This is a genomic window from Gaoshiqia sp. US2, from assembly GCF_059705485.1.
On the sequence record NZ_AP048550.1, the window covers coordinates 4,709,514 to 4,725,613 of the forward strand.

The window sequence follows — 16,100 nt, forward strand, 5'->3', positions numbered from 1 at the left end:
GAGAAGACATAACATTTCATCGAATATTGTTAAACTTTGCAGGAAAAACCAGCCGGAATCTATTGAGAAGATTGAATAAACGGTGACTTTGATAAGGACAGGCATGAATTATTTGGACGAATTAAACGAAGCCCAACGTAAAGCAGTAGTGAATATTGACGGCCCGTCGCTGGTAATTGCCGGCGCCGGTTCCGGGAAAACCCGCGTATTAACCTACCGTATTGCTCACTTATTAAAACAGGGAGTGAAACCCGGAAGTATTTTGGCACTGACCTTTACCAATAAGGCGGCCAAAGAAATGAAAGAACGTATCGCGGCTATCGTTGGGCACAACACGGCCCGAAACCTGTGGATGGGCACGTTCCACTCTGTTTTTGCCCGCATCCTGCGAACTGAGGCTGAATTGATCGGCTTTCCTTCCAGTTTTACCATTTATGATTCGGCTGATTCAAAGAGCCTGCTCAAAACAATCATCAAAGATTTGCAGCTCGACGACAAAACCTATAAACCCAACGTGGTCTCCGGTCGCATTTCATCGGCAAAAAACAGCCTGATTACCCCGGCTGCCTACCAGAAAAACGGGCAGATTGCCGAATACGACATGAGCATCCGAATGCCTCGCATCGGCGAAATCTACAAAGAATACGACCGGCGCTGTACCCTGGCCGGCGCCATGGATTTTGACGACTTGTTGCTGAGAACCAACATCCTTTTCCGTGATCATAAAGCAACGCTCGAAAAGTACCAGCATCGTTTTGATTACCTTTTGGTTGACGAGTACCAGGATACCAATTTCGCCCAATACCTGATCGTTAAAAACCTGGCCGCCCTGCATCAAAACCTGTGTGTTGTTGGCGACGACGCCCAAAGTATTTATTCGTTTCGGGGAGCCCGGATCGAAAATATCCTGAATTTTCAGAAAGATTACCCGAATCACCAGATATTTAAGCTGGAGCAAAATTACCGGTCGACCCAGAACATCGTCAATGCAGCCAACAGCATTATTGCCAAAAACAAGCGGCAGATCCCCAAAAATGTCTTTTCCGAAAAAAGTCCGGGCAACCTGATTAAAGTTTTTTCAGCCTTAACCGATAACGAAGAAGGCTACCTGGTAGCCAACGAAATAAGCGAAACCCGCATGCGCCTGCATTACCGCTACCAGGATTATGCGATTCTTTACCGAACCAACGCCCAGTCGCGTATTTTCGAGGAGGCCCTGCGGAAACGCAACATCCCTTACAAAATTTACGGAGGCCTTTCCTTCTATCAGCGAAAAGAAATCAAAGATTTACTGGCTTATTTTCGTTTGGTGATCAACCCCAAGGACAACGAAGCGTTGAAACGGGTGATCAATTACCCGGCCCGGGGAATCGGAGATACCACCCTCCATAAACTCGAACAGGCAGCGCTTTCTGAAAACATCAGCATTTTTGAAATCGTTTCAAAAAGCAGTCGTGAAAACCCGGCCGCCTTAAACAAAGGAACCATCAGCAAACTGATTGAGTTTTCGGCCATCATCGGCCAGTTTTCGGAGCTCGTTGCAACCACCGACGCCTATGAACTTGCCGGCTCGATTGCCACGCAAACCGGTATCATGAAAGACCTTTACCGCGACCAGACGCCCGAAGGACTCAGCCGTTTCGAAAACATACAGGAACTGCTCAACGGGATCCAGGAGTTTACCATCAATGCCCGCGAAGAAGGATTGCCCAATTCCCTGGCCAACTACCTGGAAGATGTCGCCCTGTTAACCGACCAGGATACCGACAAGGAGGCCGACCGTGACAAAGTGACACTGATGACAGTACACTCATCCAAAGGACTCGAATTTAAGAATGTATTTATTGTCGGGATCGAAGAAAACCTGTTTCCTTCAGCCCTCATGGGTTCAAGTCCGTCTATTGAATCGTTCGAAGAAGAACGCCGCCTGTTTTATGTGGCGCTGACGCGCGCCGAAGAAAACGCCTATCTGAGTTTTGCCAAACAACGGTATCGCTGGGGGAAACTCGATTTTTGCAATCCCAGCCGTTTCATTGCCGAAATTGATCCGTTATACTTGAGCATGCCCGAAGAAAACGGATTTGGCTTTGACAATGAACCACCGGCGCCCCGGACAACGCAAAGTTTTGGCAAACCTGCGTTTCCGACAAATCGTCCGGTAATAGAAAATCAGCAGTCGATCAGTCAAAAGCTGGTAAAACTTCGCGAAGCAAAAAAGCAGAGCCAAACGATTGACGGCGACGATCCCCGCGATATACAAGCCGGGATGATCGTGGAACACCAGCGATTCGGGCAGGGAAAAGTTCAGCAGGTTGAAGGAACTTTTCCGAACCTGAAGGCAACTGTCTTTTTCCCGAATGCCGGTCAAAAACAATTATTACTGAAATTTGCAAAACTCCGGATCGTTCGTTAGCGTCTGGGGGATCATGCCTTAAAAAGAACTGACAATTTAAGTTTTTCGCCGAAAAGGTTTGACAGCTAAATATTTTAAGTTAGATTTGCAGCAGAGAATCACTTTCGCTGCTGATTATCAACTTTTATTACCGAAACTGCTCAACCTTAAAGGTATATTCAACATTTTATTAGATATTTTTTAGATGGATTATAATTCAAACCGGAAAAAAATGCCTCTTCCCGAGTATGGGAGGAATCTTCAGAATATGGTCGATCATGTACTGACCATCGAAGACAGGGCTGAAAGAAATCGTGCTGCCAGAACAATCATTGATATCATGGGCAACATGTATCCGTATTTACGCGACATCAACGATTTCAAACACAAACTGTGGGACCATATCGCGATTATGTCCGATTTTCAGCTCGATATTGATTATCCATACGATCCGCCCAAACGGGAAACATTCAATGAACCCCCGAAAAGGATCCCATACACAACCGGCTCCATCAAGCTGCGCCATTACGGGAAAATACTGGAATTACTGGTCAATAAAGCGTCGGCCTTTGAAAGCGGCGAGGAAAAAGAAATTCTGATCAAGCTGCTGGCTAACCACATGAAAAAGAGCTACCTTGTTTGGAACAAAGATACAGTCGACGACGAAAAAATCTACCAGGACCTGGCCATCCTTTCCAAGGGACACATTAACCGGTCTGATCTCTCGCTGACAGAGACCAAAGATATTCTTTACCGGAACCGGAAGAAAACAACCGTTGCAGTTCGCAATCAGAAAAAACACCGCAAACACGATTAACACGTTTTACCGGAATGGCAACATTTCAAATCGAGGGAGGCATAAAACTAAACGGGAGGCTGGAGCCTCAAGGCGCTAAAAATGAAGCCCTGCAAGTCATCTGCGCCACCCTGTTAACAAAAGAAAAAGTTACAATTTCCAATATTCCCGAAATCAGGGATGTATTAAAACTGATTGAGATCCTGACCGGATTGGGCGTAAAAACCACTCGTCTGTCAAAAGGCGTTTATACCTTCCAGGCTGATGATCTGGATCTGGCTTATCTGAAAACAGAAAAATTTGCTGTCCAGGCAATCAGCCTGCGTGGGTCAATTATGATTGTTGGTCCCTTGGTGGCCCGTTTTGGAGAAGCTTACATCCCTCAACCCGGTGGAGATAAAATCGGGCGCCGCCGTTTAGACACCCATGTTACCGGGCTACAAAACCTGGGAGCAGAATTCACGTACGATGCTGACAATCATTTTCACAGTGTCAAAGCCAAAAGACTCTCAGGGAAATACATGCTGCTCGACGAAGCATCTGTAACCGGCACGGCAAACATTTTGATGGCTGCGGTACTGGCCGAAGGAAAAACCACAATTTATAACGCTGCCTGCGAACCCTACCTGCAACAACTATCGGCCATGCTCGTCTCGATGGGCGCTAAAATCAATGGAATTGGCTCAAATCTGCTTTACATTGATGGCGTGGAACAGCTAAACGGATGTGAGCATCGTATTTTACCCGATATGATTGAAGTAGGCAGTTTTATTGGCCTGGCTGCCATGACCGGTTCAGAAATTACCATTCCCAATGCCGGAGTCAGTCACCTGGGAATCATTCCCGATTCATTTAAACGTCTGGGGATTAACCTGCAAATAAAGGGTGACGACATCATCGTTCCCGCTCAGGATGAGTATGAAATTGAAACGTTTATTGATGGTTCCATTATGACCATCGCCGACGCTCCCTGGCCGGGCCTGACTCCCGACCTGCTCAGCATTTTCCTGGTCATTGCCACACAGGCAAAAGGCAGTGTGCTCATCCACCAAAAAATGTTTGAAAGCCGCTTGTTCTTTGTGGATAAGCTGATTGACATGGGAGCCCAGATTATTTTATGCGACCCGCACCGGGCGACCGTTATCGGGCTAAATAAAAAATATTTATTGCGCGGCACCACCATGTCATCGCCGGATATCCGCGCCGGCGTCGCCTTATTAATCGCCGCTTTATCGGCCCAGGGGAAAAGTCAGATCTTCAATATTGAACAAATCGACCGGGGATACGAACAAATTGATGTCCGGTTGAATGCAATAGGCGCCTCCATTAAACGGATTGATTAAAAGGGCCGTTTTGTTAAAAATATTAAATCGGCCTGTTCATATTGCATCATTTTTCTTATACTTGCTCCCTGAACAAGTAGCATCGTTGATTAAAATACACAAAATGAAAAAGAAGATAGCACTCCTGGTTTTATTTTTAGGATTAATAAGCCAGGTAAACGCCGGAAATGATGTAAAAACAGGAACAAACATTGGAGATAAAGCTCCCGAAATTGCAGAACAATCTGTTAACGGAGAAGAATTAAAACTCTCATCCCTTAAAGGGAAAATTGTTTTAATTGATTTTTGGGCTTCCTGGTGTGGCCCTTGCCGCAGAGAAAACCCAGCCGTGGTCGCAGCCTACGAAAAATTTAAAGATAAAAAGTTTAAAAACGGGAAAGGGTTCACGGTATTCAGCGTATCGCTCGACAAAGCCAAACCAGCCTGGGAAAAGGCTATTGCCGACGACAAATTGATTTGGGAATACCACGTCAGCGATTTAAAAGGATGGTACGCCAAATATGCCGCCGTGTATGGCGTCAGAAGTATTCCTGCCAACTTTTTAATTGACGGGGACGGAATGATCGTCGCCAAAAACCTGCGCGGACCTAACCTGGAGCGGGCACTGGAAGAACTGGTAAAGTAAACTCAGGCAAAATCAGATAAACGAACAGGCGGTACCCGGGTACTGCCTGTGATTTTTTAAATTTTGGCAGTCCTCCCGGAAAAACGATGTCAATTTGTCCCTAATTGACTGATGGCAATATTTTTGTGAGCTAACCGGTGATAATGTAAAATTTCATAAAAATGGCAGAAGAAAAAACAACGAATGATCAGGCCAACGAAACCGAATTAAACGAAACACAACAAACGCCTGAGAATGAACAACACGAACAAAAAAAGGAAACAACAAAAGATAAAAAACACAAAAAAGATCAGGTCCGCGAACAAGTGGAAAAACTGGAAAACGAACTGGCAGAGGTAAAAGACAAACACATCCGTCTGCAGGCCGAATTTGATAATTTTCGTAAGCGTACGCTAAAAGAAAAAATGGAACTGATGAAGTCTGCAGGCGAATCGGTTCTGATGAACATCCTGCCTGTAATTGATGATTTTGAACGGGCGCTTATTGCATTTCGCGACATTGAAGACGAAAATCCGCTAAAACAAGGTGTAAACCTGATTTACAGTAAATTCCAGGACTTTTTAAAACAAAACGGGGTCAAAGAAATTGAAGCCAAAGAAAAAGATTTTGACACCGATTTGCACGAAGCCATCACGAAAATACCGGCGCCAACCGAAGAGCTTAAAGGAAAAATTGTTGATGTGGTTCAGAAAGGATACCTGCTAAATGAAAAAGTGATTCGCTTTGCAAAAGTGGTGATTGGCGAATAAGCACCGTAAACCCTAAAAAAACATGACAAAAAGAGATTATTACGAAATATTAGGCGTTGGCAAGGATGCATCGGCTGAAGAAATAAAAAAGGCTTACCGCAAAAAAGCCATTCAGTTTCACCCGGATAAAAACCCCGGCAACAAAGAAGCTGAAGAAAAATTTAAAGAGGCAGCCGAAGCTTACGAAGTGCTGAGCAATCCGCAAAAGAAACAGCGGTATGACCAGTTTGGACATGCCGACATGGGCAATGGCGGCGCAGGCTTCAGTCAGCACGACATGTCGATGGACGATATTTTTTCCATGTTTGGGGATATTTTTGGAGGCGGTTTCGGAGGTGGATTCAGCGGTTTTGGCGGTTTTGGCAATTCACGCGGCCAGGGAAGGCGCGTTCACCGGGGTTCCGACCTTCGGATAAAAGTCAGCCTGACCCTCGACGATATTGCCAATGGCGTTGAAAAGAAACTGAAGGTAAAAAAATATGTAGCCTGTAGTCATTGTCATGGCACAGGCGCCGAAAAAGGCTCCGATTACGAAACCTGTTCCACCTGCCGTGGAAACGGACATGTGACCCGGATTACCAATACGCTGCTCGGGCAAATGCAACAAACAACCGTTTGCCCCACCTGTAACGGCGATGGCAAAATGATCCGCAACAAATGTACGCATTGCCAGGGAGAGGGCGTTGTCCGCGAAGAAGAAGTGATTCCGGTACGTATACCCGCCGGTGTGGGCGAAGGCATGCAACTGAATGTTTCGGGGAAAGGAAACGCCGGACGGCGCGGAGGAGTAAACGGCGACTTGCTGGTGGTGATCCAGGAAGAATCGCACCCCGACCTGATCCGTGACGGAAACAACCTGATATATAATCTGTTTCTGAGTATGCCCGATTTTATTCTGGGCACAACCGCAGAAATACCCACGGTCGACGCCAAAGTAAAAGTCAAAATAGAACCCGGCACGCAGCCCGAAAAAATCCTTCGTTTACGGGGGAAAGGGCTTCCCGATGTGAATGGTTACGGCAAAGGCGACTTATTGGTACGCATCCACGCCTGGGCCCCTAAAAAAATTACACCCGAAGAACGCAAAATACTCGAGAAATTGCAACAATCGCCCAGCTTCCAAAATACGCCGGGAGCAGGCGATAAAAATTTCTTTGAAAAAATGCGGGATATGTTTGAATAAAAATACGCGATGACAACTCAAAGAAAAAGGGGCTATCTCAAAAGAGTTCAGCCTCTTTTTTTTGTTTTTTTGAAAAAGTGGCGAAGGGCATCAGATTGATGAAACTTTGATTTCAATCGCTTTGGTTGATTATCAGGGATTTATTAATTTCAGGCATGACAACACCAAGAAAAATACCCTTCAAAACCTACAGTCCCAAACAGGCGATGTTGTTGCCTCCGAGCCTGGATGATATGATTCCGGCCAATGATCCTGTCAGGGTTGTGGATCGGGTGGTCGATCAGATCGAAATCCATCCGTTGATCAGTACCTATAAGGGAGGCGGCAGTTCAGGATATCATCCCCGCATGTTGCTCAAAGTGCTTATCTATGCCTATGTGCGCAACATCTATTCCAGCCGCAAGATGGAAGACTCGCTGAAGGAAAACATATACTTCATGTGGCTTAGCGGGATGAACATGCCAGATCACAATACGATCAACCGTTTTCGGGGCAAACGGCTGGAAGGACATCTGAAAGATATTTTCACGGCCGTAGTTTTGTTGCTGGCCGAAGAAGGATACCTGAGCATCAGGGAAGTTTTTATAGACGGGACCAAAGTGGAGGCCAATGCTAACCGCTATACTTTCGTTTGGGGCAAAGCCATTGCTACCCAAAAACAAAAGATCAAAAATCAGCTTGAATCGCTGTGGGCTTATGCCCAAAACCAATACGATGCAGAGTTACAGGAACCGGAACCACCTGATTTTACAGAGATCTCTGCCGAAAAGGTAGAAGAAACCATCCGGCAAATCAACCAGACACTGAAAGACAAAGAGATCGACCGGGAAGTAAAAAAAAAGCTTGAATACGGGGCAAAACACTGGCCTGAAAACTTACGCAAATACCAGTCACAGCAAGAGATTTTGAACGGGCGCAACAGTTTTTCCAAGACTGATCCCGATGCCACGTTCATGCGGACCAAGGAAGACCACATGAAAAACGGGCAGCTAAAACCCTGCTATAACTGGCAGTTCTCGACCAACAATCAATTTGTTGTCAACTATACCGTAACCCAGACCACCACCGATACCACCACCCTGATTGAGCATCTGGAATCACACAATGAACAGTTTGGCAGCTATCCCGAAACGGCAACCGCCGACTCGGGCTACGGATCGGAAGAAAATTACCAGTTTATCCAAGAGAAACAAATCGAAGGGTTTATCAAGTTCAACTACTTCCATAAAGAACAAACCCGCAAGTTTAAAGACGATATTTTCCGCAGAGAAAATCACTATTACAACACAGAGCAGGATTGCTTCTACTGCCCGATGGGACAGAAAATGCAAAAGATTGGGGAAGGCAAACGGAAGACATCCACCGGGTTTGAACAAAAAGTAAGCTATTACCAGGCACAAAACTGTCAGGGCTGCCCACTGCGATGGGGCTGTCACAAGGCCAAAGGCGAACGGATCATTGAAGTAAACCACAATTTGGAACGCCAAAAACAAATAGCCCGCAACAGGCTGCTTAGTCCCGAGGGAATTGAACACCGAAAGCGACGACCGGCAGAGATAGAAGCAGCCTTTGGGAACATCAAACAAAACAAAGGATTCCGGAGATTTTTGCTCCGGGGCAGAAGAAAAGTGGAGATTGAGACCGGATTGATCGCACTGGCACACAATTTAGCCAAAATCAGAGCCTAAAAATCCCTGAATTTTGATTTTTTCATCCGGAAAGCTTACCTGAAAACCTAAAGAACTCAAGTTCCCAATCAGGTTCACTCTACAGCATCACAATAGCACAAACTCCAAGCTCTAAAACCCCCAAAATCCATAAAAAGAAAGACCGTCCCAAATTTTGTTTTGAGACGGCCTCTTTTAATATAAGTACTTCCCTTCTGAAGGGTTATTCTTTTGTCGTGGCAATCACTCCTCTGAAATAACCGATGGACTCGGCAATACCCATGAACGGATGATCCATGTTTTTTTCGTGTTCCAGACTGCATACCCCCGTGTAACCCACTTCGCGCAACATCTTTACGAAAGCGGGGAAATCAATAACCCCGCGGCCAATTTCCAACGAGTAACCCAATTTGGTGTTTCCGGTAACATCTTTAATGTGAATATCGAATACCCGGCTGTGGTATTTCTTTAAATCGGCAACCGGGTCTTTCCCGTTACGGGTATCGTGGCCAATATCCAGGCACATCCCAATGCGGGGATCCAAATTTTTCACATTTTCCCAAACATTATCCGCATCCGGGTATAATTCGATATCGGGTCCGTGCAGGTGAATGGCATAATTTAAACCGTATTCCTTCACTTTTTTATCCACGTAAGGTAACAGTTCGTAGTTGGGTACGCCAACAATTAACTTCACGCCCACCCGTCTGGCATATTCAAACGCGCGGTCGACTTCCGGCTCCGACTTCATATAAATCGGGCCGACAGCATAACCGGTCACCCCTTTATCTTTCAATTTGGCATGAAAAGCGGCAATCTCTTCATCGGCGCTGTTAAAAGGAAGATGAAAATCTTTGATGCACAAGTAATGGACATCGGCGCGCTGCATGGTTTCGAGCGTTTTATCCAGATCGAATTTCACAAAGGTATAACCGGCCATGCCAATTTTGAATAATTCGCCGGTTTCAGGCGCAGCCTGTTGCCCCGGACGTTCCTGTCCGAATGCAAAGAAGATTGCTATAAGCCCCGGCAACAGGGAAATGATTTTTTTCTTCATCGTTTTTTATAATTTATAGTATTGCTCCCAATCTTTGCGGGGAGGAACTCCAACCAGCAGTTGATTGGCCAGCTTATTATTGGTGATCTGTTTGGTCTTGCGGTCGAACAACAGTTTCGTATTGAGTTGCTGGGCCAAGACTCCCAGGTTGAAAACCTGACTTAACGGACCGGCAATTTCGAACGGAGAACGGCACGTTTCCTGACCTTTGCAGGCCAGCAGGAAGTTGGCATAGTGGTTGGACGGGCTTACCGGAACTTCGGGCAATTTTCCCTGCATGTCCCTGGCTTTCTCTTCGGGAATGATGGAAAGCGTACTTCCGTGTGAACCGCCTTTAAAAATGAGATCTTTACTGTAAATAATCTTTCCGGGATTTAGTTTGGCCGGTTGAATTTTACCCGTGCTTGGCGGCGGAATATTGGGGTCGAGTTCGGATACGCCGTAACCTTCGGGTACCGCGGGTACGTTATTTACACCGTCGTACCAGGTAATTTCGCAGGCCGGCATTTTACCTCGTTTTGGAAATTTAAACGACAAGGTGGAAGACATCGGGAAGAAAAACGGGTTATGCCCGTCCAGCTTTACGGCATCAATTTCGTAGGGCAGGCCCAAATCGAGGAACTGATGGGCCGTATCGATGATGTGTGCTCCCCAGTCGCCCAGGGCGCCCATGCCAAAGTCGTACCAGCAACGCCACTGACCATTGACAAAATCCCGGTGATAATCGTGATGTTGGGCAGCCGACAGCCAGGTATCCCAATCCAGTGTTTCCGGGATGGATTCGCCGTCGGGGAATTTGGTGATCCGGGGATCCCAGCCGTGCCAGCGACGCGAGTTGTTCATATGAGCGGTGATGGCTGTCACATCTTTAATGATCCCGGCCTCGGCCCAGGTTTTAAACTGGAAATAATTTCCTTCGGAATGCCCCTGGTTTCCCATTTGGGTGGCTACTTTATACTTCTTGGCCGCCCTCATCATCAGTTCAACTTCGTTGAAGGTGCGGGCCATTGGTTTTTCAACATAAACATGTTTGCCCAGGCTCATTGCCAGCATGGTGATCGGGAAATGGGCATGATCGGGCACACCCACCGAAACAGCATCAATTTGACCGGCCATTTTGTCAAACATCACCCGAAAATCCTGGAAGCGCGGCACATCCGGGAATTTCTCCAGTACCTTCAGCGTATGCGGCGCTCCCATATCCACATCGCAAAGAGCTACGATATTGGCCAATCCGGTATTGTACAGGGCCATGATGATTTCGCCGCCGCGGTTGCCGATTCCGCAACAGGCCAGATTAACCCGTTCGCCGGCCCCGGCTAATTTTGAAAGCGGCATAACAGCGCCGGATACCGTCTTGACCAGAATCGTCGGAAACGCGGAAGCAGCTGTGATAGCAAGACTTTTCTTTAAAAACGAGCGTCTTGAATTATTCGGTTTCATTGGCTTGAAATTTAGATTTTTATTCTTACGAAGATAAAACTAATATTTTACCATTCAATTTTAATCACTTCACTGCCGGCCAATAAAAATGCGCCCGCTCCGTATACTTCCCAACTCTCGCCCGTGAAATTCTTCCGGGGATCGGCACCAATCGGCTGGCACCATCCAACCCGGCCATCGGGCTGAACCAGGCTGTTTAAACCGATCCACGCTTTTTCGATTACCGGAAGATATTTGTCTTTATCCAGCAGTCCCCGGTTAACCCCCCATGCCAAGGCATAGGTGTAGAAACCCGAACCGCTTGCCTCTCCTCCCGGATAGGAGTCAGGATCGAGTAAACTGGCGCGCCACAAGCCATCTTCCTGCTGCAAGCCGGCAATCCGGGCAGACATTTCAAGAAAGATTTCCTCATAAAAGGCACGATTTGCGTAATCCTGCGGCAGTTCTTCAAGCACCCTGACCAAACCGCCCATGACCCATCCATTTCCGCGCGACCAGAATATCTTTTGCCCGTTTGCTTCGACTTTTGGTTCGGACCAGTTAAGCTGGTAACTTTTATCCCGAGCAAACAAATCTTCTTCCTGATCATACAGCAGGTCATAACATTCCTTAAATAACCGGTCGCTGTATTTCAAATACTTGTCTTCGCCCAGGGTTATTCCCAGCTTTACCAATGCCGGAGGCGCCATAAAAAGGGCATCGCACCACCACCAGGTAATCGGGCGAAGCGGTTCCTGTGCCGGATAAGATGTCGCCATAAACTCATCCATGGTTTGGCGGAAAGGTTCAATCATCTTCCGGTCGCCGGTAATCCGGTATACATCAATATAAGTCTGGCCAATTGCATGATCGTCGGCATGCGTTAGCCGTGGACCTGCTTTCCATGCGTTCGCCTCACCCATTTCGAGCAAAGCTTTCCCTATTTTTTTTGAGCCGGTGGTTTCGTAAGCGGCAACTACCCCGGCATAAAGTGCGCCGTTTGTCCAATCATACAATTCATGCTTCGGATGGTCTAACTGCCAGAAAGTGGCTTTTAGCATTGTTTTTTTGATTTGTTTCGCAGCGAAAATCTTATCTGAAGGCTTTATACCGAAAGAGAAAGAGCTGGTAAACAGGAAAAAAAGCGAGATAAAAACAGTCCTTTTCATACGTTTTATTGATTTAGGTTTTAACAGAAGTCAAATATAATCATTTCATGCAATCGATTGCAAAAAGTTAAAAAACTTTATACGAATTCAGCATCTTCTGATTGGAGTTCGGAAAAATATGAACCCCTGATAAAAACAGGCCGGGCTGGTGTAAAAACAACGGTTAATCTTTATCTTTGACCCCATTCAAAATACGTCGTTCCTGGATTTAACCGAACATAAACGCATTGTCTGCCAAGGCAATACAAAAACAGAAGATGTAACTTCTTTTTTGTTACTCATGATTGGAAAGCCGCCTAACCAGCGGCTTTCTTTATAATCTGTCCTTAAATTCGGTTGACGTAAGTTTTATCCCGGTTTTCTCATTTTTTTCAATAAAAAAGTAGGGTCGTGCACCCTTTCTCAGGATATGGGTTAAAAATTTGTCAATCTTAACATGCGTACCATGAAAAACACCAAGCATTTTTTTGAGTCTTTCACCTCATTATTCAGTTGTTTACATTCAATCAAAAAAAGCCATGTATCTTGAAACGTCCCTCGAACAAATCGAACCACATTATTTGTTATTAATTTATTTCGGGTTCAATTTTTTAGTAACCGGAATCATTATCCGCTATTTTTATTACCGGAAAACACGGCGGCGCGACTATCTTTTCACCTTCCTGATGGTTAGCGCTACCATTTTTCTAATGGTTTACCTGCTCGAAAGTGTTAAAATTAAAATTGGTTTTGCACTCGGCCTGTTTGCGATTTTCGGGATCCTCCGTTACCGGACCGATACCCTGCCGGTACGCGAAATGACTTACCTTTTTGTTATCATCGGTATTTCGGTGATTAATGCCCTGAGTAACGGAACAAACAGCTATGCCGAAATTTTAATCACCAACTGCATTTTTCTGTTGCTGGTTTGGATCATGGAAACCAATCACCTGATCAAGCATACCGCATCAAAATTTATTATTTATGAGAAGATTGACCTGATAAAGCCCGAAAACCAACAGAAAATGCTCGAAGATTTGCGGGAACGGACCGGTCTGATGGTGCAGCGTTTCGAACTTGGACAGATCAATTTTAAAAAGAAAATTGCCTTTGTAAAAATCTATTATCCCGGCAATGGCGAGATCAACACGGCCGACAACATAAAAGAACTCCAATCCATCAGCTAAGTCAATTGTTTAATTCACCTTAATAATTATGAAAAAACATTTATTAAAAATCTGTACCGTTTTGTCCTCTGCGCTTTTTCTGACAACCAGTTACGCGCAAAGTAACGATTTTGGCACCTGGTTTACTGCCGGAGCCGAAAAAAAAGTAAAAAACTGGTCGTTTTATCTTGGAGAAGAACTGCGCACCATGGAACAGTTAGGAACGATAGAGCAGTTAAAAACGAATTTCGACATTCTGTATAAACTATCAAAAACCTTTAAGTTGGGCGCAAGTTACCAGTTTATTTATTTCCATGATGTTGAAAATGACGATTATCAGCCCCGAAACCGGTATGGCTTTTTCGTTCAGGGCGAAAAAGACTGGAACAGGTTTACCTTCAGCTTGCGCGAACGGTTTCAATCGACCTGGAAAGATGAAACAGTACGCGATTACAAAACAAATCCGAAAAACAGCTGGCGCAACCGGTTCGAAATGGAATATAATATCCGCAAATCGCCGCTGACCCCTTCATTGTCGGTCGAAACCTTCTTTCAGTTAAATAATCCCGACGGAAACAGCTTCGATAAAATCAGGTACAAACTGGCCGGAGCGTATAAATTAAACAAACGAAATCGCCTGGAATTATTCGGGCTGCTCGATAAAGAAATAAACGTAACCAATCCGGTTCAGCGGTTTGTGCTTGGCCTGGAATATAAATACTATTTCAAGAAAAAATAATCGGTTCACAAATAAGGCGAAAACTTATGAACACAATTTTTTTTTTACGGATAACTTCATCCCTGTTTATATGCTTATTTGCCGTCTCCTGCCTTCACATCAATGATGATGATGAAGATGAAGAAGAAAGCAAACCCGATGAAACCACGGTGGATGCATCAACCGGCAACGCCGGGCCACACGAAGATCCGGCAGATTACGTATGGGACAGCTCATCGGAAAACATCATCTTGTTAAACGGGAGTTCCATCACCGTCAGCGGTTCGGGCGCGTCGGCAAACGGCAGCATACTGACCATATCGGCAGCCGGCAATTACAACATCGCCGGTATGCTCACAAACGGGCAAATCATCGTCGATACCGAAGATACCGGAACGGTGCGGCTTATTTTTAACAGCATCGACGTCAGTTGCTCCAACAGCGCTCCCGTAAACATCAAAAAAGCCGGGAAAGTAGTCATTATCCTGCCTGAAAACACAAACAACTACCTCTCCGACGGAACTTCGTACTCCGTTGACAGCAGCAGCGACGATGAACCCAATGCAGCCTTGTTCAGCAAGTCGTCTCTCTCTGTTTACGGGAATGGCTCGCTCACGGTAAAAGGCAACTACAACGATGGCATTACCGGCAAAGACGGTCTGATCATCACTGCCGGAACCATCGCCGTTACAGCCAAAGATGACGGCATCCAGGGAAAAGATTATCTCATCATTAAAAGCGGAACTTTTAACCTGACCACCGGCGGAGACGGTCTCAAGTCGGATAACGAAACAAACGCGGCCAAAGGTTACATTTCGATTGAAAACGCCGAAATAACCCTTACTTCCGGCGCCGATGCCATGCAGGCTGCTACCGATATCCTGATCGCATCCGGCACATTTAACCTGAAGTCGGGAGGAGGCAGCAGCAGTTCGGGCAGCAGTTTGATTTCGGCCAAAGGACTCAAAGCCGAAACCAGTATCGTGATCGATTATGGAGATTTCATCATCAACTCGGCCGACGACGGAATTCACTCCGGAGGAAGCCTCGTCATTAACGATGGAAACATCAACATCTCTTCACGGGACGACGGTATCCATGCCGACGGAGCGATCACGGTAAATGCCGGGATGATTAACATCACGAAGTCATACGAAGGCATCGAAGGGCCATCCATTACCGTTAACGGCGGGAATTTAAGCATCGTGTCGTCTGATGACGGATTCAACGCGACAAACGGAAGAGGCGGCGAATCGAATGACGGAAGTTTGCTGAATTTTTATGGCGGCCATATCATGGTAAACGCTTCGGGAGGCGATGGGATTGACAGCAACGGCAATATGCGCATGACCGGCGGAACGGCGCTTGTTCACGGGCCGTCGGGCTCTGTTGAGGTTGGCATGGATGTTAACGGCAGTATTGATGTAACAGGAGGCACATTGATTATCTCCGGAACAGCTTCGAACATGACCGAAGCTCCGAACACATCAACTTCCCAATATTCTGTCCTGATCTTTTTTACCTCATCCAGGGCGGCAGGCACCCTGTTTCACCTTCAGGACGCCAACGGGAATGAAATTGTGACTTTTCAGCCAATCCGCAGCTATTCATCCATGGTTGTTTCATCGCCGGTCCTGACGAAAGGCACAAGTTACCAGATCTACACCGGAGGAACCCACACCGGAACTGTTGAAGACGGGTTATACTCCGACGGAACCTACTCAGGCGGAACCCTATACGGAAGTTTTACGATTTCCGCCACACTAACAAAAGTCGGATCAAGCAGCGGAGGAACAGGAGGACGCTAACCACTCAGATTAAGCAACCGCTCATG

General features: G+C 46.1%; 13 protein-coding genes. 10 read left to right on the forward strand and 3 right to left on the reverse strand.

Features of this window, described 5'->3' with window-relative positions:
- Window positions 1-103: 103 nt before the first annotated feature.
- From AC6H3C_RS18675 to AC6H3C_RS18705, 7 genes are all read left to right on the forward strand, one after another.
- A complete protein-coding gene (locus AC6H3C_RS18675) occupies window positions 104-2,413 on the forward strand; it encodes an ATP-dependent helicase (protein WP_497517026.1) in 2,310 nt (769 codons plus the stop codon).
- A gap of 184 nt (window positions 2,414-2,597) precedes the next feature.
- Window positions 2,598-3,209, forward strand: a complete 612-nt coding sequence (locus AC6H3C_RS18680; RefSeq protein ID WP_497517027.1) for a DUF4290 domain-containing protein — start codon at window positions 2,598-2,600, stop codon at window positions 3,207-3,209.
- Window positions 3,210-3,223: 14 nt separating this feature from the next.
- The gene (murA, locus tag AC6H3C_RS18685; RefSeq protein ID WP_497517028.1) at window positions 3,224-4,531 is read left to right on the forward strand and encodes a UDP-N-acetylglucosamine 1-carboxyvinyltransferase; all 1,308 of its coding nucleotides are present in this window, start codon (window positions 3,224-3,226) and stop codon (window positions 4,529-4,531) included.
- A 103-nt stretch (window positions 4,532-4,634) separates the two neighbouring features.
- On the forward strand, window positions 4,635-5,156 hold the full coding sequence (locus AC6H3C_RS18690) for a TlpA family protein disulfide reductase (protein WP_497517029.1): 522 nt from the start codon (window positions 4,635-4,637) through the stop codon (window positions 5,154-5,156).
- Window positions 5,157-5,317: 161 nt separating this feature from the next.
- Complete coding sequence (locus tag AC6H3C_RS18695) at window positions 5,318-5,905, forward strand: nucleotide exchange factor GrpE (RefSeq protein WP_497517030.1); 588 nt, start codon at window positions 5,318-5,320, stop codon at window positions 5,903-5,905.
- A gap of 22 nt (window positions 5,906-5,927) precedes the next feature.
- On the forward strand, window positions 5,928-7,088 hold the full coding sequence (gene dnaJ / locus AC6H3C_RS18700; protein ID WP_497517031.1) for a molecular chaperone DnaJ: 1,161 nt from the start codon (window positions 5,928-5,930) through the stop codon (window positions 7,086-7,088).
- A 155-nt stretch (window positions 7,089-7,243) separates the two neighbouring features.
- Complete coding sequence (locus AC6H3C_RS18705) at window positions 7,244-8,776, forward strand: IS1182 family transposase (protein WP_497517032.1); 1,533 nt, start codon at window positions 7,244-7,246, stop codon at window positions 8,774-8,776.
- A gap of 202 nt (window positions 8,777-8,978) precedes the next feature.
- On the opposite strand, the gene AC6H3C_RS18710 is transcribed toward AC6H3C_RS18705, so the two are convergent.
- The 3 genes from AC6H3C_RS18710 to AC6H3C_RS18720 are packed head-to-tail and all read right to left on the reverse strand — an operon-like array spanning window position 8,979 to window position 12,403.
- On the reverse strand, window positions 8,979-9,812 hold the full coding sequence (locus tag AC6H3C_RS18710) for a sugar phosphate isomerase/epimerase family protein (RefSeq protein WP_497517033.1): 834 nt from the start codon (window positions 9,810-9,812) through the stop codon (window positions 8,979-8,981).
- Window positions 9,813-9,818: 6 nt separating this feature from the next.
- Complete coding sequence (locus AC6H3C_RS18715; protein WP_497517034.1) at window positions 9,819-11,255, reverse strand: Gfo/Idh/MocA family oxidoreductase; 1,437 nt, start codon at window positions 11,253-11,255, stop codon at window positions 9,819-9,821.
- A gap of 47 nt (window positions 11,256-11,302) precedes the next feature.
- Window positions 11,303-12,403 (reverse strand): glycoside hydrolase family 88/105 protein, encoded by a 1,101-nt coding sequence (locus AC6H3C_RS18720; RefSeq protein WP_497517035.1) that lies wholly within the window; start codon window positions 12,401-12,403, stop codon window positions 11,303-11,305.
- A 518-nt stretch (window positions 12,404-12,921) separates the two neighbouring features.
- On the opposite strand from AC6H3C_RS18720, the gene AC6H3C_RS18725 reads away from it, so the two are divergent.
- From AC6H3C_RS18725 to AC6H3C_RS18735, 3 genes are read left to right on the forward strand one after another with little or no spacing between them, the layout of a single operon-like run.
- Window positions 12,922-13,569: a DUF4956 domain-containing protein gene (locus AC6H3C_RS18725; protein WP_497517036.1), complete on the forward strand. Its 648-nt coding sequence runs from the start codon at window positions 12,922-12,924 to the stop codon at window positions 13,567-13,569.
- A gap of 28 nt (window positions 13,570-13,597) precedes the next feature.
- Complete coding sequence (locus tag AC6H3C_RS18730; protein ID WP_497517037.1) at window positions 13,598-14,287, forward strand: DUF2490 domain-containing protein; 690 nt, start codon at window positions 13,598-13,600, stop codon at window positions 14,285-14,287.
- A gap of 26 nt (window positions 14,288-14,313) precedes the next feature.
- Window positions 14,314-16,074, forward strand: a complete 1,761-nt coding sequence (locus AC6H3C_RS18735; protein ID WP_497517038.1) for a carbohydrate-binding domain-containing protein — start codon at window positions 14,314-14,316, stop codon at window positions 16,072-16,074.
- Window positions 16,075-16,100 lie beyond the last annotated feature (26 nt).

Bases quoted from the DNA above. Each gene is read 5' to 3' on its own strand.
- AC6H3C_RS18715 (WP_497517034.1), bottom strand. From the start codon at position 11,255: ATGAAACCGAATAATTCAAGACGCTCGTTTTTAAAGAAAAGTCTTGCT.
- murA (WP_497517028.1), top strand. From the start codon at position 3,224: ATGGCAACATTTCAAATCGAGGGAGGCATAAAACTAAACGGGAGGCTG.
- AC6H3C_RS18675 (WP_497517026.1), top strand. From the start codon at position 104: ATGAATTATTTGGACGAATTAAACGAAGCCCAACGTAAAGCAGTAGTG.
- AC6H3C_RS18695 (WP_497517030.1), top strand. From the start codon at position 5,318: ATGGCAGAAGAAAAAACAACGAATGATCAGGCCAACGAAACCGAATTA.
- AC6H3C_RS18690 (WP_497517029.1), top strand. From the start codon at position 4,635: ATGAAAAAGAAGATAGCACTCCTGGTTTTATTTTTAGGATTAATAAGC.
- AC6H3C_RS18710 (WP_497517033.1), bottom strand. From the start codon at position 9,812: ATGAAGAAAAAAATCATTTCCCTGTTGCCGGGGCTTATAGCAATCTTC.
- AC6H3C_RS18735 (WP_497517038.1), top strand. From the start codon at position 14,314: ATGAACACAATTTTTTTTTTACGGATAACTTCATCCCTGTTTATATGC.
- AC6H3C_RS18730 (WP_497517037.1), top strand. From the start codon at position 13,598: ATGAAAAAACATTTATTAAAAATCTGTACCGTTTTGTCCTCTGCGCTT.
- AC6H3C_RS18720 (WP_497517035.1), bottom strand. From the start codon at position 12,403: ATGAAAAGGACTGTTTTTATCTCGCTTTTTTTCCTGTTTACCAGCTCT.
- AC6H3C_RS18680 (WP_497517027.1), top strand. From the start codon at position 2,598: ATGGATTATAATTCAAACCGGAAAAAAATGCCTCTTCCCGAGTATGGG.
- dnaJ (WP_497517031.1), top strand. From the start codon at position 5,928: ATGACAAAAAGAGATTATTACGAAATATTAGGCGTTGGCAAGGATGCA.
- AC6H3C_RS18725 (WP_497517036.1), top strand. From the start codon at position 12,922: ATGTATCTTGAAACGTCCCTCGAACAAATCGAACCACATTATTTGTTA.
- AC6H3C_RS18705 (WP_497517032.1), top strand. From the start codon at position 7,244: ATGACAACACCAAGAAAAATACCCTTCAAAACCTACAGTCCCAAACAG.